The sequence below is a fragment of the Wenjunlia vitaminophila DSM 41686 genome (assembly GCF_000380165.1).
Taxonomy (GTDB): domain Bacteria; phylum Actinomycetota; class Actinomycetes; order Streptomycetales; family Streptomycetaceae; genus Wenjunlia; species Wenjunlia vitaminophila.
This window is the reverse complement of the sequence record NZ_KB904724.1, coordinates 20,814-46,414: the sequence shown is the minus strand read 5'-3', so window position 1 is coordinate 46,414 and position 25,601 is coordinate 20,814. Positions and strand designations below refer to the sequence as shown.

At 73.0% G+C, this 25,601-nt stretch carries 20 protein-coding genes and 2 tRNA genes; 5 read left to right on the top strand and 17 right to left on the bottom strand.

All coding sequences use genetic code 11. The annotated features are described in order from the left end of the window. Positions 1 to 14 precede the first annotated feature (14 nt). Entirely contained in the window at positions 15 to 842 is an 828-nt protein-coding gene (locus A3IG_RS0125865) for a DUF3097 domain-containing protein (protein ID WP_018386491.1), read from the top strand. A 26-nt stretch (positions 843 to 868) separates the two neighbouring features. Here the strand turns inward: A3IG_RS0125865 and hemW are convergent, their stop codons facing one another. From hemW to lepA, 3 genes are all read right to left on the bottom strand, one after another. Beyond that, a complete protein-coding gene (hemW, locus tag A3IG_RS0125860) occupies positions 869 to 2,101 on the bottom strand; it encodes a radical SAM family heme chaperone HemW (protein ID WP_018386490.1) in 1,233 nt (410 codons plus the stop codon). An 88-nt stretch (positions 2,102 to 2,189) separates the two neighbouring features. Next, the gene (locus tag A3IG_RS0125855) at positions 2,190 to 4,079 is read right to left on the bottom strand and encodes an AMP-dependent synthetase/ligase (RefSeq protein ID WP_040912365.1); all 1,890 of its coding nucleotides are present in this window, start codon (positions 4,077 to 4,079) and stop codon (positions 2,190 to 2,192) included. A 148-nt stretch (positions 4,080 to 4,227) separates the two neighbouring features. Then, on the bottom strand, positions 4,228 to 6,102 hold the full coding sequence (lepA, locus tag A3IG_RS0125850; RefSeq protein ID WP_018386488.1) for a translation elongation factor 4: 1,875 nt from the start codon (positions 6,100 to 6,102) through the stop codon (positions 4,228 to 4,230). Positions 6,103 to 6,595: 493 nt separating this feature from the next. On the opposite strand from lepA, the gene rpsT reads away from it, so the two are divergent. Both rpsT and A3IG_RS31350 read left to right on the top strand, forming a co-directional pair. Further along, complete coding sequence (rpsT, locus tag A3IG_RS0125845) at positions 6,596 to 6,862, top strand: 30S ribosomal protein S20 (RefSeq protein ID WP_018386487.1); 267 nt, start codon at positions 6,596 to 6,598, stop codon at positions 6,860 to 6,862. Between the two features lie 291 nt (positions 6,863 to 7,153). Then, a complete protein-coding gene (locus tag A3IG_RS31350; protein WP_157862358.1) occupies positions 7,154 to 8,047 on the top strand; it encodes a hypothetical protein in 894 nt (297 codons plus the stop codon). Between the two features lie 160 nt (positions 8,048 to 8,207). Here A3IG_RS31350 and holA read toward each other — a convergent pair whose 3' ends face one another. From holA to A3IG_RS0125820, 4 genes are all read right to left on the bottom strand, one after another. Continuing rightward, entirely contained in the window at positions 8,208 to 9,197 is a 990-nt protein-coding gene (gene holA / locus A3IG_RS0125835) for a DNA polymerase III subunit delta (protein ID WP_040912362.1), read from the bottom strand. Positions 9,198 to 9,268: 71 nt separating this feature from the next. After that, complete coding sequence (locus tag A3IG_RS32145) at positions 9,269 to 10,003, bottom strand: hypothetical protein (protein ID WP_018386484.1); 735 nt, start codon at positions 10,001 to 10,003, stop codon at positions 9,269 to 9,271. Next, complete coding sequence (locus tag A3IG_RS31340; protein WP_201787550.1) at positions 10,000 to 10,704, bottom strand: RNA polymerase sigma factor; 705 nt, start codon at positions 10,702 to 10,704, stop codon at positions 10,000 to 10,002. The genes A3IG_RS32145 and A3IG_RS31340 overlap by 4 nt, the downstream gene beginning before the upstream one ends. Before the next feature lie 327 nt (positions 10,705 to 11,031). Further along, a complete protein-coding gene (locus A3IG_RS0125820; protein ID WP_026220672.1) occupies positions 11,032 to 11,853 on the bottom strand; it encodes a class I SAM-dependent methyltransferase in 822 nt (273 codons plus the stop codon). Positions 11,854 to 11,923: 70 nt separating this feature from the next. Between A3IG_RS0125820 and A3IG_RS0125815 the strand changes: the two genes are divergently transcribed. Then, positions 11,924 to 12,520, top strand: coding sequence for a TetR/AcrR family transcriptional regulator (locus A3IG_RS0125815; RefSeq protein ID WP_018386481.1), 597 nt, complete (start codon positions 11,924 to 11,926; stop codon positions 12,518 to 12,520). Between the two features lie 73 nt (positions 12,521 to 12,593). On the opposite strand, the gene A3IG_RS31335 is transcribed toward A3IG_RS0125815, so the two are convergent. From A3IG_RS31335 to A3IG_RS0125800, 3 genes are all read right to left on the bottom strand, one after another. After that, positions 12,594 to 15,047, bottom strand: a complete 2,454-nt coding sequence (locus A3IG_RS31335) for a ComEC/Rec2 family competence protein (protein WP_018386480.1) — start codon at positions 15,045 to 15,047, stop codon at positions 12,594 to 12,596. Continuing rightward, positions 15,044 to 16,198: a helix-hairpin-helix domain-containing protein gene (locus tag A3IG_RS33080; protein WP_078500947.1), complete on the bottom strand. Its 1,155-nt coding sequence runs from the start codon at positions 16,196 to 16,198 to the stop codon at positions 15,044 to 15,046. Before A3IG_RS33080 ends, A3IG_RS31335 begins: the two co-directional genes overlap by 4 nt. A 111-nt stretch (positions 16,199 to 16,309) precedes the next feature. Continuing rightward, positions 16,310 to 17,155, bottom strand: a complete 846-nt coding sequence (locus A3IG_RS0125800; RefSeq protein ID WP_018386478.1) for a DegV family protein — start codon at positions 17,153 to 17,155, stop codon at positions 16,310 to 16,312. A gap of 306 nt (positions 17,156 to 17,461) precedes the next feature. Here A3IG_RS0125800 and A3IG_RS0125795 point away from each other — a divergent pair, with 306 nt between their 5' ends. After that, complete coding sequence (locus A3IG_RS0125795; protein WP_018386477.1) at positions 17,462 to 17,782, top strand: hypothetical protein; 321 nt, start codon at positions 17,462 to 17,464, stop codon at positions 17,780 to 17,782. A gap of 307 nt (positions 17,783 to 18,089) precedes the next feature. Here A3IG_RS0125795 and A3IG_RS31330 read toward each other — a convergent pair whose 3' ends face one another. From A3IG_RS31330 to rsfS, 7 genes are all read right to left on the bottom strand, one after another. Continuing rightward, complete coding sequence (locus A3IG_RS31330; protein WP_018386476.1) at positions 18,090 to 18,737, bottom strand: hypothetical protein; 648 nt, start codon at positions 18,735 to 18,737, stop codon at positions 18,090 to 18,092. 418 nt (positions 18,738 to 19,155) lie between these two features. Further along, positions 19,156 to 22,035 (bottom strand): leucine--tRNA ligase, encoded by a 2,880-nt coding sequence (gene leuS / locus A3IG_RS0125785; RefSeq protein WP_018386475.1) that lies wholly within the window; start codon positions 22,033 to 22,035, stop codon positions 19,156 to 19,158. 389 nt (positions 22,036 to 22,424) lie between these two features. Further along, positions 22,425 to 23,612 (bottom strand): aminotransferase-like domain-containing protein, encoded by a 1,188-nt coding sequence (locus tag A3IG_RS0125780; RefSeq protein ID WP_026220670.1) that lies wholly within the window; start codon positions 23,610 to 23,612, stop codon positions 22,425 to 22,427. 259 nt (positions 23,613 to 23,871) lie between these two features. Continuing rightward, positions 23,872 to 23,944, bottom strand: a tRNA-Ala gene (locus tag A3IG_RS0125775). A 225-nt stretch (positions 23,945 to 24,169) separates the two neighbouring features. Then, positions 24,170 to 24,242, bottom strand: a tRNA-Ala gene (locus A3IG_RS0125770). Between the two features lie 76 nt (positions 24,243 to 24,318). Further along, positions 24,319 to 24,933: a histidine phosphatase family protein gene (locus tag A3IG_RS0125765; RefSeq protein ID WP_018386473.1), complete on the bottom strand. Its 615-nt coding sequence runs from the start codon at positions 24,931 to 24,933 to the stop codon at positions 24,319 to 24,321. Positions 24,934 to 24,968: 35 nt separating this feature from the next. Next, positions 24,969 to 25,454 carry a ribosome silencing factor gene (gene rsfS, locus A3IG_RS31325; protein ID WP_018386472.1) on the bottom strand — a complete coding sequence of 162 codons (486 nt, stop codon included), beginning with the start codon at positions 25,452 to 25,454 and terminating at the stop codon, positions 24,969 to 24,971. Positions 25,455 to 25,601: the final 147 nt, after the last annotated feature.

Here is a 25,601-nt window from a genome sequence, read left to right as displayed (position 1 = left end):
ACTACCGTCTTCCCATGCGCAGCAGGAGCTACGACCCGGACCTGACCCCGCCCTGGCAGCGGCGGCAGCAGGTGCCCGAGGTGCCCGCCGAACCGGACCTGGTGGTGGAGGAGGTCAGCAGCGGTTTCTGCGGCGCCGTGGTGCGCTGCGAGAAGACCGCCCAGGGACTGACCGTGACCCTGGAGGACAGGTTCGGCAAGCACCGGGTCTTCCCCATGGAACCGCGCGGCTTCCTGCTCGAGGGCCAGGTGGTCACCCTGGTCAGGCCGCCGGCCGGGGGGACCGGGCGGGGGCCCGCACGCACCGCGTCCGGCTCCCTCGCCGTGCCCGGCGCCAGGGCCCGGGTGGCCAGGGCGGGGCGGATCTTCGTGGAGGGTCGGCACGACGCGGAGCTGGTGGAACGCGTCTGGGGCGACGACCTGCGCATCGAGGGGGTGGTGGTGGAGTACCTCGAGGGGATCAATGACCTCCCCGAGATCGTCCGGCGGTTCGACCCGGGCCCCGGCGCCCGGCTCGGTGTCCTGGTCGACCACCTCGTCCCGGGCTCCAAGGAGTCCCGCATCGCCGCCCGGGTCACCGGGGAGCACGTGCTGGTGGTGGGACACCCCTTCGTGGACGTCTGGGCGGCGGTGCAACCCTCGGCGCTCGGGATCGACCGGTGGCCGGACGTCCCACCGGGGCAGGACTTCAAACGGGGCACCTGCCGGGCCCTGGGCTGGCCCGACGACCCGCCGGCGGCCTGGCGGCGGATCCTGGGCGCGGTGCACTCCTACCGCGACCTGCGACCGGAGTTGCTCGGCCGGGTCGAGGAGCTGATCGACTTCGTGACGGCGGAGGCCTGACCCGGGCCCGGACCATGGCGCCGGTGTCAGTCCACCAGGTCCCGCACCACCGCGTCCGCGAGCAGCCGGCCCCGCAGGGTGAGCACCGCGCGGCCGGCCCGGAACGGGACGGGTTCCAGCAGGCCGTCGGCGACGGCGCGCCCGGCGGCGGCAGCCCCCGTGGGGGTGAGCAGGTCCAGCGGGCAGCCGTCGGCGAGCCGCAGTTCCAGCAGGACGCGTTCCGTGCGGCGCTCCTCGTCGGTCAGGACCTCCCGGCCGGCCCCCGGTGAGCGGCCGGCGTCCAGGCGCTGCGCGTAGGCGGCCGGGTGTTTGACGTTCCACCAGCGGACCCCGCCGACGTGGCTGTGCGCGCCGGGGCCGGCGCCCCACCAGTCGGCTCCGGTCCAGTACAGCTCGTTGTGGCGGCAACGGGCCGCGGCGTCCACCGCCCAGTTGGAGACCTCGTACCAGGCCAGGCCGGCCGCGGTCAGGGTCTCCTCGGCGATCAGGTAGCGATCGGCGTGCACGTCGTCGTCGACGGGGGCGACCTCCCCGCGGTGGATGCGCCGGGCGAGCCCGGTGCCCTCCTCGACGATCAGCGCGTACGCCGAGACGTGGTCCGGCGCGGCCCCCAGGGCCGCGTCCAGGGAGGCCCGCCAGTCGTCGTCGGACTCGCCCGGGGTCCCGTAGATCAGGTCCAGGTTGACCTGCCGGAACCCGGCCGCCCTGGCCTCGGCGACGCAGCGCTGCGGCCGGCCGGGGGTGTGCCGGCGGTCCAGGACCCGCAGCACGTGCTCACGGGCGCTCTGCATGCCGAACGAGATCCGGTCGAACCCGTGCCCGCGCAACTCGGCCAGGTACTCGGGGTCGACCGACTCGGGGTTGGCCTCGGTGGTGACCTCCGCGTCCGGGGCCAGGCCGAACTCGTCCCGGACCGCCCGCAGCATCCGCCCGAGGTCGGCCGCGGGCAGCAGGGTGGGGGTGCCGCCGCCGACGAAGACCGTGCTGACCTCGCGGTCGGTGTCCCCCAGCACCTTCCTGGCCAGGCGGACCTCCTCGACGACGAGGTCCGCGTAGCCCTCCTGGGTGGCCCGGGCCCCGTCCGCCGAGCGCAGTTCACCGGCGGTGTAGGTGTTGAAGTCGCAGTACCCGCAGCGAGTCGCGCAGTACGGGACGTGGAGGTAGAAGCCGAGCGGGCGGGTCCCGGCTCCGTCCAGCGCGGATGCGGGCAGCGCACCGTCCGGGGGGACCGGCTCGCCGTCGGGGAGTGCGGAGGGCATGTCCCCATTGTCCCGCACCGCTGGGGGAACCGGCCCGCGTACCGGGGTACCGGGGCGACCGCCGGGCACGGCCGCGCCGGGCGGGTGACTACGCCTCCCGGGTCCCGGCGTACATCTCCTCCAGCAGGTGGGCGTAGTTGCGTTCCACCACCGCGCGCTTGACCTTCTGGCTGGGGGTCACCTCGCCGTGCTCCAGGTCGAGGTCCCGCGGCAGGACGGCGAACTTCTTGATCGTCTGCCAGCGCTGGAGCCCCTCGTTGAGCCGGGCCACGTACCCCTCGAGCAGCTCGCGGACCTGGGGCGCGGCGACGATCTCGGAGTAGGACAGGTGGCCGAGTCCGTTCTCCTCGGCCCAGGTGGTGATCGACGGCTCGTCCAGGGCGATCAGCGCGGAGCAGAAGTTCCGCCCGGCGCCGTGCACCACCACGTTGCTGACGAACGGGCATATCGCCTTGAGCTGTCCCTCGACCTCGGTCGGCGCCACGTACTTGCCGTTCGAGGTCTTGATCAGGTCCTTCTTGCGGTCGGTGATGGTCAGGAAGCCGTCCTCGGACAGCTCGCCGATGTCCCCGGTGTGCAGCCAGCCGTCCGGGTCGAGCACCTCCTCGGTCATCTCGGGCTGCCCGTGGTAGCCCTCCATGATGCCGGGGCCGCGCAGCAGGACCTCCCCGTCCTCGGCGAGCCGGACCTCGGTGCCGGGCAGCGGTTTGCCCACCGTGCCGGTGCGGTACACCGCCGGGTTGACGAAGCTGGCCGCGCTGGACTCGGTGAGCCCGTAGCCCTCGAGGATGTGGATCCCGGCGCCGGAGAAGAAGTAGCCGATCTCCGGGGACAGGGCGGCGGAGCCGGAACAGCAGGCGCGCAGGTTGCCGCCGAACGCCGCCCGGAGCTTGGAGTAGACCAGCCGGTCGGCCAGGGCGTGCTTGCGGGCCAGCCGGAACGGGGCGGAGGGGGTGCCGGTGCGGCGCTGGTTCTCCTGGGTGACCCGCGCGTACTCCCGGGCCACTCCGGCCGCCCACTTGAAGATCTTGTACTTGGTGGGGCCGCCCTCCCTGGCCTTGGCGGCCATGCCGTTGTAGACCTTCTCGAACACCCGGGGCACGGCGCACATGAAGGTCGGCCGCACCAGCGGCAGGTTGGCGGCGATCCTGTCCTGCCGGCCGTCCACGGCGGTGACGTGACCGAGGCCGACCTGGGCCGCGAGCAGTACCTTGCCGAAGACGTGGGCGAGCGGCAGCCACAGGTACTGGACGTCCTGCGCGTTGATCAGCTCGGTCGCCTCGATGCCCCTGGCCATGTACGACCAGGTGTCGTGGACCAGCCGGACTCCCTTGGGGCGGCCGGTGGTGCCGGAGGTGTAGATGAGGGTGGCGAGCTGGTCGGGGCGGAGCGCGGCGACCGAGTCGGCCACGCAGGTCGGGTGCGCCTCGAGGTACGTCGCGCCACGTCGCTCGAGCTCGGCCAGGGACAGCACCCAGCCGGAGTCGTCGTCGGGCACCCCGGTGCCGTCCACCACCACGACGTGGGTGAGGTCGGGCAGTTGCTCCCGCAGACCCCGGACCTTCGCGAGCTGCGCGGCGTCCTCGGCGACCAGGATGCGGCTGCCCGAGTCAGCCAGGATGTAGGCGCTCTCCTCGGCGTTGGTGGAGGGGTAGATGGTGGTGGTGGCCGCACCCGCGCACAGGATGCCGAAGTCTGCCAGGATCCACTCCACCCGGGTGCTGCAGGAGATGGCGACCCGCTCCTCGGGGCGCACCCCCAGATCCATCAGGCCCGCGGCGACGTGCTTGACCCGCTGCCCGGCCTGGGCCCAGGTGAGCGACTCCCACGGCTCGGCGCCGGACTCCCGGCCCTCCGTCCCCGCGTCGCCCCCGGGTCGGCCACCGAGCACGGGGAAACGGTACGCCTCGGCGTCCGGCGTCGACTCGATCCGGTCGAGGAAGATCGCCGCCACGGATGACGGCCGGTCCTCGACCATGACAGTGACCGACTTCTCGGCGGATTCGCTCACATCAACCTCCGGGGCCCGCACACCAGGCTTAACTCACCAGTAACCAACAGCCAGGGTGATCAGGGTACGGGCGCCGGGCCCGGTGCGTAAGGCTTTGACCACGGGGCGGGTTCGACTACTTGCGGCCCTTGCTCTCGGAGCCGTCGGAGTCGGTGGACAGGGCGGCGATGAACGCCTCCTGCGGGACCTCCACGCGGCCCACCACCTTCATCCGCTTCTTGCCCTCCTTCTGCTTCTCCAGCAGCTTGCGCTTGCGGGAGATGTCACCGCCGTAGCACTTCGCGAGCACGTCCTTGCGGATCGCCCGGACCGTCTCGCGGGCGATGACCCGGGACCCGATGGCCGCCTGGATCGGCACCTCGAACTGCTGCCTGGGGATCAACTCCCGCAGCTTGGAGGCCATCTGCACGCCGTAGTTGTACGCCTTGTCCTTGTGCACGATGGCGGAGAACGCGTCCACCTTGTCACCGTGCAGCAGGATGTCCACCTTGACCAGGTCGGCCGTCTGCTCCCCGGTGGGTTCGTAGTCCAGTGAGGCGTAGCCGCGGGTCTTGGACTTCAACTGGTCGAAGAAGTCGAAGACGATCTCCGCCAGCGGCAGGGTGTACCGCAGCTCCACCCGGTCCTCGGAGAGGTAGTCCATGCCCAGCATGGTGCCCCGGCGGGCCTGGCACAGCTCCATGATCGCGCCGATGAACTCGCTGGGGGCCAGCACCGTGGCCCGCACCACCGGCTCGTGCACCGCGGCGATCTTGCCGGAGGGGAACTCGCTGGGGTTGGTGACGGTGTGCTCCGTGCCGTCCTCCATCTGGACCTGGTAGACCACGTTGGGCGCCGTGGCGATCAGGTCCAGGTTGAACTCGCGTTCCAGGCGCTCCCGGATGATCTCCAGGTGGAGCAGGCCGAGGAAGCCGCAGCGGTAGCCGAAGCCGAGCGCCACGGAGGTCTCCGGTTCGTACGCCAGCGCGGCGTCGTTGAGCCTGAGCTTGTCCAGCGCGTCGCGCAGCAGCGGGTAGTCGGAGCCGTCCAGGGGGTAGAGCCCGGAGAAGACCATGGGCTTGGCGTCCTTGTACCCGCCCAGCGGCTCGGTGGCGCCCTTGGAGAGCCGGGTGACGGTGTCGCCGACCTTGGACTGGCGCACGTCCTTCACCCCGGTGATCAGGTAACCCACCTCGCCGACGCCGAGGCCGTCGGACGCCTTGGGCTCCGGGGCGATGACGCCGATCTCCAACAGCTCGTGGGCGGCCCCCGTGGACATCATCTGGATGCGCTCGCGCTTGGACAGGTGACCGTCCACGACCCGTACGTAGGTGACCACGCCGCGGTAGGCGTCGTAGACCGAGTCGAAGATCATTGCCCGGGCAGGGGCGTCGGCCACGCCCACCGGCGCCGGGACCTGCTCCACCACCACGTCCAACAGCTCGCTGACGCCCTCGCCCGTCTTCGCGCTGACCTTGAGGACGTCACCCGGATCGCAGCCGATGATGTGGGCCAGCTCGGCGGCGTACTTCTCCGGCTGGGCCGCGGGAAGGTCGATCTTGTTCAGCACCGGGATGATGGTGAGGTCGTTCTCCAAGGCCAGGTAGAGGTTGGCCAGGGTCTGGGCCTCGATCCCCTGGGCCGCGTCCACCAGCAGGATCGTCCCCTCGCAGGCCGCGAGGGAGCGGGAGACCTCGTAGGTGAAGTCGACGTGCCCCGGGGTGTCGATCATGTTCAGGATGTGCGTGGTGCCCGCGGACGCCCCCTGGGTGGGCGCCCAGGGCAGCCGCACCGCCTGGGACTTGATCGTGATGCCGCGCTCCCGCTCGATGTCCATGCGGTCCAGGTACTGTGCACGCATCTGGCGCTGGTCGACCACGCCGGTGAGCTGGAGCATCCGGTCGGCGAGCGTGGACTTGCCGTGGTCGATGTGCGCGATGATGCAGAAGTTGCGAATCAGAGCCGGCTCGGTACGGCTCGGCTCCGGCACATGGGTGGAGGTCGCGGGCACGCGGTGTCCAGATTCTGTTCGGTCCGCCGCCCGGGCTGCCGCCCCCTGGGCCGGGAGCGGCGGACATGGCGGACGGCGCGGTCTGATCGGTTCGTCGTTCCCATAGTCCCACGAGCCCGGGCGGCGACGGCCCCCCGCGGGCGCGCTGCCGGCCGGGCGCCATCCGAGCCCACCGCCCACCCGGGGCGTTTTGGGCGGTCATCCGGCCTGCTGGTACCCTGTTCCACTGCGCATCGCGCCTGTTTCCGCGACGCGCCCGGCGCCGTTCCTGCCAGGCAGTACCACTGCCCAGCACGACCGCGCCGGACGGCCCTCGACGCGTGGCCCCACGCTGCCTGGTCCACGACGCTCGGTAGCGCACTGCGTGGTTCGACACCGCTCGCCCGCACTGTGCACCCGGCACCCGTGACCCGCGCCGCGTGACCCGCGAAGTCGGCCGAGCACCACCCGCCAGCAGGCACAACAGGTTCCCGACCCACTCAGAGGCTCTTTCGTGGCGAACATCAAGTCCCAGATCAAGCGGATCAAGACGAACGAGAAGGCGCGGCAGCGGAACAAGGCGGTCAAGTCCTCGCTGAAGACCGCGATCCGCAAGACCCGTGAGGCCGTGGAGGCCGGCGACCTCGAGAAGGCCACGGCGCTGGCCAGCGAGGCTTCGCGGAAGCTCGACAAGGCCGCCAGCAAGGGCGTCATCCACAAGAACAGCGCGGCCAACAAGAAGTCGGCCCTCGCCCACCGGGTCGCCACCCTCAAGGGCTGACCCGCTTCCTCGTCCCGTCCTCCGGGCCCACGGCCGGCGTGCCGCGACCCCGGATCGCTGGAACGGAACCCGCGGTCCCTCTCACCCGCCCCGGTCCAGCCCTGGACGCCGCACGCGGCCGACGTTCGCCACGCGGGTGCGGCGCCTCACGCGACGGAGGGTCGGCGGCCCGGATCTCCTCGGTCCGGCCCGCCAGGACCCGCGGAACCCCGCCCGGCTGGTGGGTAATCGTTCTGGAACGATTACCCACCAGCCGGGCGGGGTTGTTGGCGTGTTGGGTAGGGTCGCGCCATGTCCACGCCCCCAGACCAGCCCAGTTCGTACCCGTACCCGAACCCGCAGAGCGCGGGCGGCTATCCACCGCCGCCAGGGCAGCCGGCTACCCCACCGGGCGTGCCCGGACAGCCCGGGCCCCAGTCCTACCAGGGCACCGGGACCGGACAACCCAACCCCTACATCCAGCCGCAGCCCGCCCCGCCCGGCGGCCCCAACCCCTACGCGCAGCCGCCCACCGGCCAGCCGGGGCCCTACGGCCCGGGTGTCCCGCCGCCCGGCCCCCCGGGGGCACCGGTCGCGGGCGGCGGCGGCAAGAAGGCGCTGTACGCACTGCTCGGCGCGGGCATCGCCTCGGTGCTGTGGGGCGGAGCACTGGTCGGTTTCCAGATGCTGGGCGACGACGAGGCCGACCTCGGCGCCTACGCGTTGAAGGACAACCTCTGCGCCGCGTCCGACATCTCGGGTATGAAGGAGAAGTACCCGGTGGAGGACGAGGACCCCAGCCACGACGAGCTGGAACACGCGGCGCTGGACAGCATGTCCTGCAACCTCTCGTTGAAGAAGGAGGGCGCGGACTACTCGAACGCCTACCTGTCGATCAACGTGGAGCTGCACAAGAAGACCGACCCGTCGGCGGAGTTCGAGGCACGCTGGGAGAGCTACGCCCACCTGGAGACCAAGTACAAGGTCGAGGAGGTGGACGGCCTGGGCGACAAGGCGTACCTGGTGACCCCCGACCCCAACGACGAGAACACCAGTCGCTCCGTGTACCTGGGGGTCCGGGACGGCTGGATGACGTACACCATGTCCTGGAGCGACTTCGACACCTCCAGCGAGGAGTCGGTTTCCGAGATCACACCGGTCATCAAGAAGGACACCGAGGCCACCCTGAAGAAGCTCAGCCAGTGACGCGCCGCCCTCCGGTGCCGGGAGGCGTTCGGGGAGGTCACCGGCACGGGTGCACGAGCGGGCGGGGCGGCGTGCGCATCGGGCGGGCCCGCGGGGCGGGACCACCAGCCGCCCGCAGGACCGGGGCTGACGCTGGTGCGCCCCTGCAGGCACGTGGACGCTAACGACCGCCGGAACGGGCTGCCTGCGCCACCGCGACCACGGCCCGCTCCAGGGCGTACGCGGGGTCGCTCCCGGCTCCCTTGACCGCTTCGTCGGCCTCGGCCACGGCCCGCAGGGCGACCGCCAGCCCGTCGCCGGTCCACCCCCGCATCTGCTGCCGCACCTTGTCCACCTTCCACGGCGGCATCCCCAGCTCCCGGGCCAGGTCGCCCGGCCGCATCCCCCGGGGGGCGGTGGCCAGCTTGCCGACGGCCCGCACACCCTGCGCCAGCGCGCTGGTGATCAGGACCGGTGCCACCCCCACCGCCAGCGCCCAGCGGAGCTGTTCGAGTGCCTGGGCGGTCCTGCCCTCCACCGCCCGGTCCGCGACGGTGAAGCTCGACGCCTCGGCCCTGCCGGTGTAGTACCGGGCGACCACGGCCTCGTCGATGGTGCCCTCGACATCGGCGGCGAGTTGCCCACAGGCGCTGGCCAGCTCGCGCAGGTCGCTGCCGATGGCGTCCACCAGCGCCCGGCACGCCTCCTCGGTGACCGAGCGCCCGGCGGCGCGGAACTCCGTCCGCACGAACCCCAGCCGCTCGGCCGGCTTGGTCATCTTCGGGCAGGGCACCTCGCGCGCCCCGGCCTTGCGCGCCGCGTCCAGCAGGCCCTTGCCCTTCGCCCCGCCGGCGTGCGCGAGCACCAGGGTGATCTCCGCTGCCGGGTCGGTCAGGTACGCCTTCAGCTCCTTGACGGTGTCCGCGGCCACGTCCTGGGCGGCGCGCACCACCACGACCTTGCGCTCGGCGAAGAGCGAGGGGCTGGTCAACTCGGCCAGCGTGCCGGGCCGCAGCAGGTCCGGGGTGAGCTCCCGGACGTCGGTGTCGGGGTCGTCGGCCCTGGCCGCCGCCACCACCTGGGCGACGGCCCGGTCCACCAGCAGGTCCTCCTGCCCGACCGCGAGGGTCACCGGGGCGAGGGGGTCGTCCTTCTTCGTCGTCCTGGCCATCCCCCACAGCATCCCATGCCGCACCGACACCGGCTGCGGTCCCGTGGGCGACCGGCCGGACCCACGGTGGGCTAACGGACGGTGTCCGCGGGCACCCGCTGGCAGGGCGGGACCTCCCCACTGACCCGGTAGTAGGAAACGGACCGTCCGTTCCCCTCCACCAGGGAGTTCTCGATGACCAGCGTGTCACCGCGGCGAAGGGTGAGGGACATGTCCATCAGGGGACCGGCCGGGTTCAGCACCGCCTTGCTCGGCGGTGCCGACCTGGCAAGGTCATCGAGCCACCCATCGCCGCCCGGGTCCGGCTCAGCAGGGCGGGCGGTCACCTCGTCGCGGCCCGGCAGGTCCGGCGCGGGAGGGCCCTCGGTCGTTCCTTCGCCGGCCCGGTGCAGTGCCATCGACTCAGCGATCGGCTTCCCGTCCACACGCACTTCCATCATGCCCAGCCGGTCCCCCGACCGCGGCAGGCACACGAACCCCTTCGGGAGGAGGTCGATCTCCGCCGCCAGACCGGCCCGGCGGAGCTCCACCACGAGCCGGTCCTGTGACTCCATGGGGAGCATGAGTTCGTTGATGCTGAGCGTGACCGTACCGTCCGGGTTCTTCTCCACCGCGTAGGCGGGGGTGCTGGTGGAGCCGGGGAACACGGCCCCGGCCACGGCCATGCCCGCGCACACCGCCAGTACCATGCCGGCACGCCGGGCGGTGACCATGCGGCGGGCCGGCTGCGGCCGGTCGTCGCGGCCCAGCTCCACCTCCATCTGGAGTTCGGTGAGCAGTCGGTCCTCGAACGTCTTCTTCGTCATGCCTCTCTCCCTGCGAGCCTTGCTGTGAACGCGAGCCGGGTGGGCGCCTCGGAGACCGCGGCCCCGGGCACGCAGCCGCGGGACGCCGTGGGGGGCGGTCCGGGCGGCCCGTGTCGCTCGGCGGGCCCGGCCGGTTCGGCCTCGGTTGTGTTGCGCAGCGCCCGACGTGCCCGGTGGAGCCGGACCCTCGCGGTGACCTGCCGGATGCCGAGGGCCGCTGCCGCCTCCGAGACGGTGAGCTGGTCCACCGCGACCAGCTCCAGGACGGCCCGCTCTCCTTCGGGGAGCCCGCTGATGGCCCTGAGCAGCCGCCGCCCCTCGCTCTCGGCGTCGAGCTTGTCCTCGAGGCGGGCGATGTCGTCGGAGTCCAGCAGCCGGCGACCACAGACCCGCTCGTTCATCACCGCCTCGCGGGCGGCCCGGCGGCGCTCCGCCGACGCCACGTTCCGGGCGATGCCGTAGAGCCAGGCGATCTCACTGCCCAGCCCCGGGCGGTAGGTGTGCGCGGAGTCGATGGCGGCGAGGAACACCTCCGCCGTCAGGTCCGCGACGGCGTGCGGGTCTTCCACGCGACGCGCCAGGAACCGGGTCACCGCGTCGATGTGCCGCCGGTAGAAGTCGGCGAACACCCGGGGGTCGCGCGCCGCCTCGGCGGGCCCACAAGGACTTCTGCTGGTTTTCTGCACCTGGGCCTCTCCCATGTCGTCGAGCCCTTCACCCGTACTTGGGCGGACGACCGGACGGCGTTACCGCACAACTGTGTGACCCCCGTCACAAAAGGTGAGTCCGCGGGGCGGCCCGCGCCGCCTGGTCACCTGTTCCGGTCGGCGCGCCGCTCGACGGTGTCGCGTGTGGCGCCCTGACGACCGAAGGCCGGTGGGCCGCCTCGACGCGGCCAGCGTCCCCGGTGATCAGCGGGGACGCGGATGACCGCCGGATGCGTCTGCCGGGGCGCTCACGGATGGCGCGGGAGGGGTGGGTCTTTCCCCCATGCTCTGCTGCGGGCCCGCCGCGTCGGTGAGGCAGCGTCACGGGGTGCCGGCGCGGACGGCGGTGGTTGCCAGAGTGGTGTACCGCATCGTGAAGCGGCCACCCAGTGCGTCGATGGCGTCTCCCACCGCGCCCAGCACCTCGGCCAGTTGGTCGGAACGAAGACGGGTGAGGCCGCCGGTGGTGGGGAGCAGGTCCAGCCACTGGTCCCGGGTGTAGGACCGCTCCCAGTCGAACCGCCACTGCTCGGGGGCGTCGAACTGCTCCGTCTCGCGGATGTTGTCCGCGATCCGCGCGTACCCCGCCTGGTAGGCGTCCAGTGGGCGTCGCGCCGGCTGGTTGCCGAACGGGGAGTCGGGCGCCACCCGACGGTAGGCGACGGCGAAGGGCTCCGCCACCTCGACAGGCGGCTCGAGCACATGCCCGAAGATCGCCAGGCGCCCGTTCGGACGCAGCACCCGGGCCGCCTTCACGGCGCCGACGGCGGGGTCCACCCAGTGCCAGGACTGGGCGGCGACCAGTGCGTCGAACACCCGGCCGGTCGGCTCCCACGCCTCGAAGGTGGCCACCTCGACACGCAGGCCGCGGGCCCGGGCGAGGTTGGCCATCCGCACGTCCGGCTCGACACCGAGCACGGCACAGCCGGCGGCCTGGAACTGGCGCGCCGCGATGCCGGTCCCGCACCCGACGTCGAGCACGTCGGGGCCCGGGCTCCCGGCCACGATCCGCGCCACCAGGCCGTCGGGGTAGCCGGGCCGGGCCAGGTCGTAGCGTTCAGCGGCCACGCCGAACGACTCGGCCACCCGCCGAGCCCGGTGCGGCGGCGCCGGTTCTGGCTGCTCCCGCGATAGAGTGGGCATGCGTTCACTTTAGTGGGCAGACGCCCACTGGACAACGGATGCCAGGACGGGCGTACGAGAGGATCCGTGAGTGCCGACCGGGGTGCACCTACGCGACGCGCGACAGCAACTGTTCGACGCCGCCGAACGCGTGCTGCTGCGCGACGGCCCGAACGGGCTGACCAGTCGGGCCGTCACCGACGAGGCGGGATGCGCCAAAGGCGTCCTACACCGGCACTTCACCGACTTCGACGCCTTCCTCACCGAGCTCGTGCTCGACCGGGCCGCACGGCTCGAGACGCAGGCGCGCACGCTGCGCGAGGCCGCTGGCACCGGCACCGTGACCGACAACCTCACTGGTGCGCTGACCGCCCTGTTCGGACCGGTGCCGATGGCGATCATCCCGCTCGTCACCTTCCGGGACGAGCTGCGCACGCGGCTGCGGCAGGCCAGGCCCGGGGGTGGCGTCGCGATCCTCGCCGACGTCACGACCGCGATCACCGCGTACCTGACGGATGAGCGCGACATGGGCCGCATCGCGGCCGACGCCGACATCGACTCACTCGCCCTCTCCCTGGTCGGAGGCGGGCACCTCCTGTTCGTGGACCGCGACCCGGGCCCGCCGACCACCGCGGCCGTCAACAGGCTCGTGACCACGGTGCTCGCCGGCGTGCAACGGCAGCGCTGACCCCTGACGCCCCAGGACGCCGCCCACGGCGGTCCGCGCCCCCGAACCAGCGAGCTCACCGCCAGATCACCGGTCACCTCCTGGTCACCGCGCGGAGTGACCCGCCGCTGCCCAGGACGGCCACGGAGCCGTCGGTGTCGGTGCGCAGCACCGTGGACCCCAAGGCGCGCAGCGCCGCCACGGTACGGGGTGAGGGGTGACCGTAGGGGTTCTCCCTGCCTGCGGACACCAGAGCGATCCGGGGGCGGAGGCGGCGCAGCAGATCCGGGTCCTGGTGGGCGGAACCATGGTGGGCCACCTTGAGCACATCGACCCTGGGCAGGTCCGGGAGGGCGGCCAACAGGCGCCTCTGGGCCCAGGGCTCGAGGTCCCCGAGGAGCAGCGCGGTCAGACCCGCGACCCGGACCAGCATCACCACGCTGGTGTTGTTCGGCTCCTGGTCCAGCGGCACGGACGGGGGCGGCCACAGGACCCGCCAGGACAGCGGCCCCACGCTGCGGGCCTCCCCGGCCGTGGCCCGCAGCACCGTGAGGTCAGCCGTGGCGGCCTGACGCTCCACCGGGGCGCGCCGCTCGGGCGGGCCCACCTCCCAGCCGGTGGTCTGCACGGCCCCCACCGCCCTGCCGCGCAGCACCCCGGGCAGCCCGGCGACGTGGTCCGCGTGGAAGTGCGACAGGACCACGAGGGGCACCCGGGTCACCGACAGGTCGCGCAGGCAGGCGTCCACGGCCCGGGGGTCGGGCCCCGTGTCCACGACGACCGCGGAGCCCCGACCGGCGGACAGCACGATGGCGTCGCCCTGGCCGACGTCGCAGGCCGCGATCCGCCACTCCCCTGGCGGCCAACCGGACAGGACACGGGGCAACGGGACGGGCCTGAGCACGGCGGCCACGAGCACCAGGACCACCACCGCGCTCAGCACCGCGCTGTGGAGCAACCGACGGGCAGTCAGCACGCCGGCCACCGTGACCACGGCCAACGCCAGCCCACCGGCCCAGCCACCGGGCCAGTCCACCTGGGCGCCGGGCAGCCCGGCGCCGGTGCGGGCGACGGCGGCGATCCACTCCGCCGGCCATCCCGCCAGCCAGGCGAGCCACCTGGCCAGCGGCATCGCCACCGGCGCCGCCGCGAGCGCCGCGAACGCCAGCACCGTCGCCGGGGCGACCGCGAGCTCGGCCAGCAGGTTGCAGGGGATCGCGACCAGGCTGACCCGGGCCGCCATCACCGCGACGACCGGGGCACACACCACCTGCGCCGCGGCAGCGGCGGCCACCACCTCGGCCAGCCGACCCGGCACCCCGCGGTCCCGCAGCACCCTGCTCCAGCGCGGAGCCAGCACCAGCAGGGCCGCGGTCGCCAACACGGACAACAGGAACCCGTAGGAGCGAGCCAGCCGGGGGAGGAACAGCACCAGCAGCAGAACCGCGGCGGCCAGCGCGGGGACCAGGCTTCGGCGACGGCCGGTCCCGATGGCGACCAGCGTGATCAGGCCGCAGGCCGCCGCCCGCAGCACGCTGGGATCGGGCCGGCACAGGACGACGAAGCCGAGGGTGAGGAGCCCTCCCAGCACAGCGGTGACCCGCAACGGGACGCCCAGGCGGGGCGCGAGCCCGCCGCGTTCGGCTCTGGCCGCCCGCCCGGGCGGGCCGACCAGCACGAACAGCAGGATCGACAGGTTGGCGCCCGACACCGCGAGCAGGTGGCTCAGGTCAGTGGCCCGGAAGTCCTCGACGAGCTCGGGGGGCATCCGGGAGGTGTCGCCGACGGCGAGCCCCGGCACCAGGGCGCGGGCGTCGGGTGACAGGCCGTCGGTGGCCTCGCGCAGGCCGGAGCGCAACTCACCCGCGATCCGCTGGATGCGGTTGGGCGGCGCGCAGATCCGGGGCGCGCCGGAGACGTGCAGGACGGCGGCGACCCGGCCGTCCCCCTCCCCCAACCTGCCCTCGGCGACCACCCGGGCCGAGGGCAACAGGGAGAGCCAGCCCTCCGCGCCCGGTCCGCGGGCGACGACCAGCACGGGGGTGCGGACCCGGGTGACACCGTCGGGGCCGTCCACCCGGCGGGCAGTGGCCTCCACGACCGCCTGCCCGCGCCCGGCCGCTCCCTCGGCCGACGGGCGCGGGCCGCGCGGGTCCGTGGTGACGGTGAACTCGACACCGACCCGGGCATGCTGGGCGGCGAGCCTGGGCAGTGGTCCGCGGTGGAGGTCTGCGGCGTGCCCCGCGGCGACGACGGCGGACGCCGCGCCGCACAGCAGCGCCACGGCACAGATCCGGGACAGCGCCCCGTGCCGGCGCACCACGACCAGGAGCACGGCCGTGGTCAGCGCCAGCCCGGCCAGAAGCAGGACACCAGCCCTCGGGGCCGACGGCGCCCACGCCGCGGCGCCCCAGGCCGCGGCGGCGGGCGGGAGCAGACGCAGGTCGATGGGACGGCTCTCGGTGGCCAGTGTCCTGGGGCCCTGGGCGTTCTCGGCGCGCTGACCTCCGGGAGGGTGACTCGCCGGAGCCCGCGGGGCGGTGGTCACGCCCGGACCAGTGGTCGCAGGTCGGTGAAGCGCCGCTCGCCGATCCCGGTGACCTCGCGGAGCTGGTCCACGGTGGTGAAGCCACCGTGCTGGGTGCGGTAGTCGATGATGTGCTGGGCGAGGACCGGGCCCACGCCCGGCAGGGAGTCGAGTTGCTCCGCGGTGGCGGTGCTCAGGCTGATCGGGCCGGGGCCGGGGCCCGACGCGGCGGGTGTGGTGACCGGGGAACCAGCCGGCGCCGGCGCGCCGACCACGACCTGCTCGCCGTCCCCGAGCACCCGGGCCAGGTTGAGCCCGTCGGTGTCCGACCCCGGGAGCGCTCCTCCGGCGGCTCCCAGCGCGTCACCCACCCTGCTGCCGGGGGGCAGGGTGCGCAGGCCCGGCCTGCGCACCTCCCCCGCGACGTGCACCACCACCCCGGACTCGGCGCCGCTGGCCGCGGGGGACGGCGGGAGCGTGGGGACGGAGGGCCGGGGGGCACCGGGCGCCGCCGACGCGCGCGGAGCCGTGGGCCCGGGCTCGGACAACGGCGGTACCCCGACTTCCTGCGGGCGCCCGGCGAGGAAGTGGTGCGCGGCGAGGGCCACCGCCACGAGCAGCACCAGGGCCAGGCCCACCACGGCCCTGACCTCCAGCCCACAGCGGACCCGCACCGCCGTGGGCAGCCGCTCCAGCAGCGCCAGGCGTAACCGGACCCGGCGCCGCAGCGGCCGGCGTAACGCGGCGTCAGGGCCCGCCGCGGGGGTGTCGGGCGGCAGCTCGCCCTGACGTGCTCCCCCGGGGAAGAGCGCGGCGGCACGCTGCCTCAGGGCCTCGGCCCCGCCCCCACCGCCCCGGCCCGCGGCCCGCGTGGGGGCGCGCCGTGGAGCTGCGGCGCGGGTGGGGGCGTCACGAGCGGACGCGGCCTCGGAAGGAGCCCTGGGGGCGCGGACGCCCGGGCCGCCGACACCGTCCGTGGGAACATCGCTGTGGCGAACCCCGCTGTGGCGAACCCCGCTGGGCGGAGCGCCGCGAGCGGGCGCACCGCGCGCGCGGGCACCGCGCGGGACTCGGGGGGCTGCGCCGGACTCGTCAACGGCGGAGCCAGCCCCTCCGGTGTCGGGGACGACATCACTGGACCGCCTGCCTCGGGCGGTGGCTGGAGCACTCATGGCACGGACCATAAGTCGTTCTCCGACGACCCCGCCGGGCTGCTCGCCCTTCTGTGGAGCACTCGGTGGTTGTGGATATCCCCGTCACCCGGAGGAGTGAGTTTCCCCTGGTCAGCGCGGGGCCAGCACCACGCCGAGCAGTCCCGGGCCCACATGGGCACCGATCACTGCTCCGACCTCACTGACCTGGATGTCCTTGATCCCGGGCACCCGGCCCCGCAGCCGCTCCGCGAGTGCCCCTGCCCGGTCGGCCGCCCCCAGGTGGTGGACGGCTACGTCCACTGCCCCGGCCCCGGCCCTCTCCACCGAGATCTCCTCGAGCCTGGCAATGGCCCTGGCCGCCGTGCGCACCTTCTCCAGCGGCTGGATCCGCCCGTCCGCCAGGTGCAGCAGGGGCTTGACCGCGAGCGCGGAGCCCAGCATGGCCTGGGCGGCGCCGATCCTTCCGCCCGACTGCAGGTGGTCCAGCGTGTCCACGTAGAAGAACGCCGACGCGTCACCGGCCCGCTTCTCGGCCGCCGCCACCACCTCCCGCGCGGCACCCCCTGCCTCCGCGACCTCGGCCGCGGCGATCACCGAGTACCCCAGGGCCATCGCCACCATCCGGGTGTCCACCACCTGCACCGGCAGGGGCGCCCCCTCGGCGGCGCTGACGGCCGACTCGTAGGTGCCGGACAGTTCGGCGGACAGGTGCAGCGACACCACCTCGGTGGCGCCGGCCCCAGCGGCCGCACGGTACGCCGCGGCGAAGTCCTCGAGGTTGGGACGCGAGGTGGTCACCCGGTCCTTGTGCTGGAGCGCACGGGCCACCGCGGGGGCCGACGCCTCGGTGCCCTCCTCCATGGCCTCGTCGCCGACCACCACGGTCAGCGGGACGACCGTGATGCGATGGCGGTCCAATATCCCCCGGGGGAGGTAGGCCGTGGAGTCCGTGACGATGGCGACATGGCTGGACATGCCCGCGAGGTTACCCTCAGCCACGTGGATGGGGCACCCGCCCGGGCGTGCCGTTCCTGACACCGCGCGGGTCCGGGGGCCTCGGTGGGTCCCGCCCGAAACCAGGGGCGCGCCCCGGGCGGGGTGGGGCGGGCAGTCCCCAGAACACCTGATTGTGACGTTCGGTAACCGTGGGCCGGTGGGTACTGCCACGGCTCCCCGGGCAGTCACGTGGGAAACACATCGGGATCTTGTTCACGCAACCCACTTCGATGGCCCAGCGTCCAACTCCACGACGGGACTGCTGCCGATCACCCGGGGGAGCACGTGGCGAAGAAGGACCAGACGACGGCCTCGGCGAGGGAGAAGGACCGCGAGAAGTGGATGGCGCGTTTCCAGGTACGGCTGGCCATGCAGCCGGGCGTGGACCGGGCAGTCGTGCTCCAGGCGGTCAAGGATGTCACGGCGCACTGCGCGGCTACGGCAGAGCAACCGCGGACTGCCTTCGGCGACCCGGACGCGTACGCCGTACAGGCCGCCGCTCGGCTGGTGCCGGCGGACCGGGCGGCGCGCACGAGGCGGCACGACGCCGCCGTGGACGCGCTCGACTCCGTGCTCAAGAGGACCGACGTCGTCACCGGTCTGTGACCGGTCGAAGCGACTTCCGCCATGGCCTGGCGCAGCGCTGGGGACGGTGCGCCGACAACCTCGCCGACCACATCGGCCGTGTCAGAACACGTGGCAGGACGAGACGCCGTTCTCGTCGCCTCCGCACCCACACCCGTGTCGGCGAGGTTCTCCGGGACGCTCCGTGGCCGGTCCGGCTGTTCGTCGTCGAGCCGGCCGGTGAGACACGACAACTGCGACCCGCCCCGCCGGCTCTCTGTGTCGCCCCACTCCGCACCCCAGGGAGTGGGGTGGTGCAGGACCTGAAGGCCCGGTCCTGCACCACCCTTCAGGACTCGGCCGGGCTCGGGCTGCCGGGGAACGCCTTCGGCGGGTCGCCCGCGCCGAGCGAGCCCGGGGCGCTCTCCTGCGGCTCGTCCACCGCCGGCTCCGGGCCGGTCCAGTGCCGCAGTGCCGCCGCCTCGCCCTCACAGATCCGGCTCAGCTCGACCAGTTCCTCGTCGGCGAACCGTCGGGCCCTGTCCTGCGCCGCCCAGCGCAGGGTGTCCGCGGAGTGCGCGATCCGCTCGGCGCGCTCCCTCAGCTCGGGGAGTCGGACGGACACCCTGGCCTTGTCCGGCTCCCGCTCCAGCACCTTCAGCTCCTCCTCGAGGGCACGGGCGTGGGCGTCGAGCCGGTCACACAGCGCCAGCGACTCCCCCAGCGAGACGTCCTCGGCGCAGGCGGCGCGGAGCGTGCGCCGGGTGGAGTCAAGCGAGGCCCGCATCGCCAGTCTGACGTCGGCGATCTGCCCCGATACGCCCGGCTGGGCGACCCTGCGGGCCTTGAGCGTGGTGTCCTCGATCATCCGGCGGGCCTGCGGAACGTGGCGCTCCAGACCGCGCTGCACGGCGCGCTTGGTCTTGACGACGGCCACCGCGGCCAGCGCGGTCGTCATCACGAAGAACAGCGCGACGACGGCGAGAACGATATCCACGAGCGCGCCTCCCTGGAACGGCGGAAGTCGGGGCGGGACGGGACAGGCCACCTGTGAACGGCGAACCAGGACGCCCAACAGGGCGGCGAACCGGAAGGACTCACCGGGTCCGGAAGCGCGCCGGGCAGGCGGAACAGCGATCAGACGACGCGGGATCAGCCCGTCCCACCGTAGCGTCAATCGCTGATCGCAGGGAGAACGCGCCGGACCGGCGGCGAGTTCCCCCGAGGGCCGCGGGAGTGCCCCGCCCGGGCCACCCGGAGTCCGCTGCCCGCCGCCGTCAGCCGGAGCAGCGCGGGCAACGGCCCGTGCCCCGGGGAACGCCGAACCGGGGCACGGGCCGCAAGGGGACGACGACAGGCGCCGCCCGCGTCGAGGGGCCGGGTCGGTGGTGACACCAGGCCCCTCGGCGGACGGGTCAGCCCGGGACCACGTTCACCAGCCTGGGCGCCCGGACCACGACCTTGCGGACCTGGGCGTCACCCAGCGCCCTGCGCACCGCGGGGTCGGCCAGCGCCAGGGCCTCCAGGTCGCCGTCGCCGATCGTCGCCGGCACCTCGATCCGTGCCCGGACCTTGCCCTTGACCTGCACCACACAGGTCACCGTCGGGTCCTGCACCAGTGCCGGGTCCGCCACCGGGAACGGCTCGTGGGCCAGCGACTCGGTGTGCCCCAGCCGCCGCCACAGCTCCTCGGCGATGTGCGGGGCCAGCGGCGCGATCATCAGGACCAGCGGCTCGGCGACGGAACGCGGCACCGAGCCCCGCTTGGTCAGGTGGTTGTTCAGCTCGGTCACCTTGGCGACGGCGGTGTTGAAGCGCAGCCCCTCCATGTCGGCACGCACGCCGTCGATCGCCTTGTGCAGGGCGCGCAGGGTCTCCTCGTCCGGCTCCTCGTCGGTGACCACGACCTCACCCGTGGCCTCGTCCACCACGTTGCGCCACAGGCGTTGCAGCAGGCGGTAGGAGCCGACGACGGCCCTGGTCTCCCAGGGGCGGGAGACGTCCAGCGGCCCCATCGCCATCTCGTACAGGCGCAGGGTGTCGGCCCCGTACTCGGCGCAGATCTCGTCCGGGGTGACGGAGTTCTTCAGGGACTTGCCCATCTTGCCCAGCTCGCGGCGGACCGGCTGGCCGTCGTGCCAGAAGCCGCCGTCCTCCTCGACGACCTCGGTGGCGGGCACCGGGAACCCGCGCTCGTCCCGGTAGACGTACGCCTGGATCATGCCCTGGTTGAACAGGCGGTGGAACGGTTCCCTGGAGGAGACGTACCCCAGGTCGTACAGCACCTTGTGCCAGAACCTGGCGTACAGCAGGTGCAGCACCGCGTGTTCGGCACCGCCCACGTACAGGTCGGCGCCGCCCGAGCCACCGGTGGTGCGGGGCCCCATCCAGTACCGCTCGACCTCGGGGTCGACCAACCGCTCGTCGTTGTCCGGGTCCAGGTACCGCAGCTCGTACCAGCACGAGCCGGCCCAGTTGGGCATGGTGTTGGTCTCCCGGCGGTACTGCCTGGGGCCGTCGCCCAGGTCCAGGGTGACCTCCACCCACTCCTTGTTCCGGGACAGGGGCGTCTCCGGCCGGGAGTCGGCGTCGTCCGGGTCGAAGGTGCGCGGCGCGTAGTCATCGATCTCGGGCAGTTCGACGGGCAGCATGGAGGCCGGCAGCGGGTGCGGCACCCCGTCCTCGTCGTAGACGATCGGGAACGGCTCGCCCCAGTAGCGCTGCCGGCTGAACAGCCAGTCCCGCAGCCGGTAGTTGACGGTGCCCTCGCCGATGCCCCGCTCGGCCAGCCACGCGGTGATCCGCGCCTTGGCCTCGGCCACGCCCAGGCCGTCCAACGAGATGTCGGAGCCGGACGAGTTGACGATCCGCGCGTCGTGCGAGACGAACGCGTCGTCCCAGGTCCGCGGGTCCTGGCCACGGTCGTCGCCGGGCTGCACCACGCACCGCATGGGCAGCTCGAAGGCCCGGGCGAACGCGAAGTCGCGGTGGTCGTGGGCCGGCACGGCCATGATCGCGCCCGTGCCGTAGCCCATCAGCACGTAGTCGGCGATGAAGATCGGGATGCGTTCCCCGTTGACCGGGTTGACCGCGAACGCCCCGGTGAAGACCCCCGTCTTGTCCTTCGCCTCGGCCTGCCGCTCCACGTCGGACTTGGCCGCGGCCTGCCTGCGGTACGTGGCCACCGCTGCGGCGGGGGTGGGAGCGGCCCCGGTCCACGCCTCCCTGGTGCCCTCCGGCCAGCGCGCGGGCACCATCCGGTCCACCAGGGGGTGCTCGGGCGCCAGCACCATGTAGGTGGCGCCCCACAGGGTGTCCGGCCGGGTGGTGAAGACGACGATCTTGTCGTCTTCACCACCCGCGGCGTCCAGCCGGAACTCCACCCGGGCGCCCTCGGAGCGGCCGATCCAGTTCCGCTGTTGCAGCTTGATGGCCTCCGGCCAGTCCAACAGGTCCAGGTCGTCCAGCAGGCGGTCGGCGTACGCGGTGATGCGCATCATCCACTGCCGCAGGCTGGCCCGGTACACGGGGAAGTTACCGCGTTCGGACCGGCCGTCCGCGGTGACCTCCTCGTTGGCCAGCACCGTGCCCAGACCCGGACACCAGTTGACCGGCGCCTCCTTGACGTACGCCAGACGGTGGTCGTCCAGCACCGCGGAGCGCTCGACCGCGTCCAGCTCTCCCCAGGGGCGACCGCCGGGCACCGGGCGGGCACCGGAGGCGAACTCCTCGACCAGCTCGGCGATGGGCCGCGCCCGGTCCTGCTCCGGGTCGTACCAGGACTCGAAGATCTTCAGGAAGATCCACTGGGTCCACCGGTAGAACCCCGGGTCGATGGTGGCGACGGAGCGGCGGCTGTCGTGCCCCAGGCCCAGACGGCGCAACTGGGCGCGCATGGTGACCATGTTGGCCTCGGTGGTCACCCGGGGGTGGGTGCCGGTCTGCACCGCGTACTGCTCCGCGGGCAGGCCGAACGCGTCGTAGCCCAGGGTGTGCAGCACGTTGTACCCGGTCATCCGCAGGTAGCGGCTGTAGACGTCGGTGGCGATGTACCCCAGCGGGTGCCCGACGTGCAGTCCCGCCCCGGACGGGTAGGGGAACATGTCCATGATGTACGCGGGTGGGCGGGCCGTGGCGCCGGGACCGGCCAGCGACCCGGCGGGGTTGGCGGCCTGGAACGTGCCCCGCCGCTCCCACTCGTCCTGCCAGCGCGCCTCGATCCGCGCGGCCAACTCCGCGGTGTACTTCTGGGTCGCGGTCTGCTGCGGCTCAGTGGCCGAGGTGGTCTCGCTCATCGTCCTGGGAACTCCATCGGGATCACGGCGATCGGATGCGACGCCTGCCGGCCGGTTCGTCATGGTTCACGGGCGGGCTCGGACCCGTCACGGGCCGGCCGCGGCCAACAAAAAATCCCCCCGCTCAGGAGGGGACGCCGCGCTGACTCCGAGCCCGGAGCCCGCCACGGCCCCGCGAGCCGGCGGATCACCCTGGTGGTTCGCCTTCTCGCGGATCACGGTCTGGCAGGGCCACGGATCGGTCCTGGTCAGCGCGGCCGACTAAGCAGACGGCGCACGGATCGCATACCCGTAGGGTACCGCAGCGTGTCCCCCACCCGCATGGCGGTGACGCCGCCGCGGGGCACCAGGGCCCCGGCCGCGCCCCGGGCGCCGGTGCCTCCACCGGGTCAGCGCAGCACCTCGGCGAGTCGCCGCAGCCCCTCGGCGATCTCCTCAGGACGGTGGGTGACGAAGGACAGCCGCATGGTGGCGCGGTCGGGTTCGGCCACGTAGAAGGGCGCTCCGGGGACGTAGGCGATGTCGTGCTCAACGGCCCGGCGCAGCAGCGACACGGTGTCGTACCCGTCCGGCAGTCTGACCCAGACGAACATGCCGCCCTCCGGGCGGGTCCACCGCGACCCCGGCGGCAGGGCGTCGGGGAGACCGGCCAGCATGGCGTCCCTGCGCGCCCGGTAGGCGTCCCTGACGGTGGCTATGTGCGCCCCGAGGTCGCGGTCCGCCAGGTAGCGGGCCGCGGCGAGCTGGTTGACGGTCGGGGTGTGCAGGTCGGCGGACTGTTTGACGACGACGCAGCCCTGCCGCAGCGCGTCGGGGGCCCGCAACCAACCCAGGCGCATCCCCGGCGACATGATCTTCGAGAACGAGCCGAGCAGCACCGTGCGGTCGGCGGCCTGGGGGAACGAGGCGATCCACGGCACCTGCTGGCCCTCGTACCGCAGGTCGCCGTACGGGTCGTCCTCCACGATCCACAGCCCCCTGCGGGCCGCGACCTCGCCGATGGCGGCCCGGCGGTCGGCGGGGACGGTGCGTCCGGTGGGGTTCTGGAAGGTGGGCACCGTGTAGAGCAGGGTCGGCCGCTCCCGGCTGACCAGGTGGTCCAGCGCCTCCGGGTCCAGGCCGTCCTCGTCGCAGGGCACCGGCACGACTCGGGCCCCGGCGAAGCCGAACACCTGGAGGACGGCGAGGTAGCAGGGGTCCTCCACCAGCACGGTCGATCCGGGCTCGAGCAGGGTGGTGGCGAGCAGCGCCAGCCCCTGCTGCGCCCCCGAGGTGATCAGCAGGTCGTCCGGTCCCGTCGGCAGTCCCCGGGCGCTCAGCCGCGCCGCGACCACGGCGCGCAGCCCGGGGTCGCCCTCGGTCGTGGAGTACTGGAGGGCTTCCTCGCCCGCCTGGGCCAGCACCGCCTGGTAGGCGGCGGCGAGCCCGGCCACGTCGAACAGCTCCGGCGCGGGCAGCCCCCCGGCGAAGGAGATCACCTCGGGCTTCGCGGTCACCGCCAGGATCTCCCGTACGGCCGAGCCACCGACGGCACGGGCACGCGGGGACAGCGCTGGAGGGGGAACTGCGGGGGGCATCGGGCGACTCCTGTCCCTCGTGGTCGGCGGCGGGACCCGGTCGGCACACCGGGAACATAAATGGCCATTACAAGAATATGTGCGGCATGGATGACCTGGGATGGAGTCGGTGCAGCAGTGGTCGATCACGCCCCGACGGGAGGTCGCGCCAGAGGGGGGCGAACGGCGGTCGGGCCTGGGATGGCCAGGGACGGACCGGCGGGGGATGCTCCGACCGGAAAACCCCGCGTGAATGCGCGGCCGGTCAGGTCAAAACGAGTGGAGCTAAGGGGATTTGAACCCCTGACCCCTTGCATGCCATGCAAGTGCTCTACCAACTGAGCTATAGCCCCGAGAAATCGCCGCCGGATCACCGGCCGACCTGGCCTACTTTACACGCCGGGCGCGGGGTTTGCCCAAGGCCTTTGGCCTGCCTGCCGGCCGGCAGGAGCAGAGCCACGGCCGGACACCGCAACGAGGAGTCCCAGGAGTCCCCAAAGCCGAAAACCCGCCCGATCTGAATGATCGGGCGGGATCTGACCGACTCACCCCGAGCTGACCCGAGGACGGTCGTCCTGTGGAGCTAAGGGGATTTGAACCCCTGACCCCTTGCATGCCATGCAAGTGCTCTACCAACTGAGCTATAGCCCCGCTGCAACTGGTAGAAGCTTAGCGTGTCACCCCGGTGAGCGAGAAATCGCCGACCGGCGCCAACGCTCCGGGGCCTTCAGTCGTCGTCGCCGAGGACCGGCTCCGGGAGGGAACCGGCATTGTGCTCCAGCAGGCGCCAGCCGCGCAGCGCCTCGCCGAGCACCGACCAGCAGCAGTTCGACAGGCCGCCCAGCGCCTCCCAGGTGCGCGGGTCGAGACCGAGCAGCCGGCCGATGGTGACGCGGATGGCCCCGCCGTGGCTGACCACGACCAAGGTGCCGTCGTCCGGCAGGGACTCCACGGCGCGGAGCACCACCGGGGCGGCACGGTCGGCCACCTCGGTCTCCAGTTCCCCACCGCCGCGGCGCACCGGCTCGCCCCGCTTCCAGGCGAGGTACTCCGCACCGTGCTTCGCCTGGATCTCCTCACCGGTCAGCCCCTGCCACACCCCGGCGTAGGTCTCCCGCAGCCCGGGATGGTGGGTGACCTCGAGACCGGTGACCGCGCTCAGCTCGTCGGCCGTGTGGGCCGCCCGGTCGAGGTCGGACGAGATGATCAGGTCCGGCCCGAGCGCGGCGAGCAGCCGGGCCGCACGGCGGGCCTGGGTCCGCCCCACCTCGGTGAGCGGGATGTTGGTGCTGCCCTGGAAGCGGCGTTCGACGTTCCAGGTGGTCTGGCCGTGCCGCCACATCACGATCTTGCGGCCCCGGCCGTACTGCCGCCCGTTCAGCGCCGCCCCCCGCGGATGCCGGTGGCGCCGAGATCGGCGCCGTCGTACACCGCCCCGTCCGACCCGGAGTCCTCCCGCAGGGCCCTGGCGTGCTCGGCGGCACGCCCCCGGGTGGCCACGGCGTCCTCGGGCAGCTCGAGCTGGGGGCAGTCCTTCCACAGCCGCTCCAAGGCGTAGAAGACCCGCTCCTCGGAGTGCTGGACGTGGACCACCACGTCCACGTAGTCCAGCAGCACCCAGCGGCCGTCGCGCTCGCCCTCCCGGCGCACCGGCTTGGTCTGGCACTCCTTGAGCAGCCGTTCCTCGACCTCGTCCACGATGGACTTCACCATCCGGTCGTTCGGCGCCGACGCCAGCAGGAAGACGTCGGTGATGGCGAGGACGTCACTCACGTCGTAGGCGACGATGTCGTGCGCCAGCTTGTCGGCGGCTGCCTGGGCGGCGGTGTTGGCGAGCTCGACGGCACGGTCAGTAGCGGTCACAAGTACGCTTCCCGTTCGATGGTGGGTACCTCCCCAGGATGACATGTCCCCCTGCCAGCGCTCTCCCCGATATCCGGGGGCTCGTCCGGGCGCCCCCGGACCGCCGGCCCGGGTTCTGCCCCCCGCGCGACTCCGGCCGGGCCGGAG

Bases quoted from the DNA above. Each gene is read 5' to 3' on its own strand.
- A3IG_RS0125865 (WP_018386491.1), top strand. From the start codon at position 15: ATGCGCAGCAGGAGCTACGACCCGGACCTGACCCCGCCCTGGCAGCGG.
- hemW (WP_018386490.1), bottom strand. From the start codon at position 2,101: ATGCCCTCCGCACTCCCCGACGGCGAGCCGGTCCCCCCGGACGGTGCG.
- A3IG_RS0125855 (WP_040912365.1), bottom strand. From the start codon at position 4,079: ATGGTCGAGGACCGGCCGTCATCCGTGGCGGCGATCTTCCTCGACCGG.
- A3IG_RS31350 (WP_157862358.1), top strand. From the start codon at position 7,154: ATGTCCACGCCCCCAGACCAGCCCAGTTCGTACCCGTACCCGAACCCG.
- holA (WP_040912362.1), bottom strand. From the start codon at position 9,197: ATGGCCAGGACGACGAAGAAGGACGACCCCCTCGCCCCGGTGACCCTC.
- A3IG_RS32145 (WP_018386484.1), bottom strand. From the start codon at position 10,003: ATGACGAAGAAGACGTTCGAGGACCGACTGCTCACCGAACTCCAGATG.
- A3IG_RS31340 (WP_201787550.1), bottom strand. From the start codon at position 10,704: ATGGGAGAGGCCCAGGTGCAGAAAACCAGCAGAAGTCCTTGTGGGCCC.
- A3IG_RS0125820 (WP_026220672.1), bottom strand. From the start codon at position 11,853: ATGCCCACTCTATCGCGGGAGCAGCCAGAACCGGCGCCGCCGCACCGG.
- A3IG_RS33080 (WP_078500947.1), bottom strand. From the start codon at position 16,198: ATGAGTGCTCCAGCCACCGCCCGAGGCAGGCGGTCCAGTGATGTCGTC.
- A3IG_RS0125800 (WP_018386478.1), bottom strand. From the start codon at position 17,155: ATGTCCAGCCATGTCGCCATCGTCACGGACTCCACGGCCTACCTCCCC.
- leuS (WP_018386475.1), bottom strand. From the start codon at position 22,035: ATGAGCGAGACCACCTCGGCCACTGAGCCGCAGCAGACCGCGACCCAG.
- A3IG_RS0125780 (WP_026220670.1), bottom strand. From the start codon at position 23,612: ATGCCCCCCGCAGTTCCCCCTCCAGCGCTGTCCCCGCGTGCCCGTGCC.
- A3IG_RS0125765 (WP_018386473.1), bottom strand. From the start codon at position 24,933: ATGTGGCGGCACGGCCAGACCACCTGGAACGTCGAACGCCGCTTCCAG.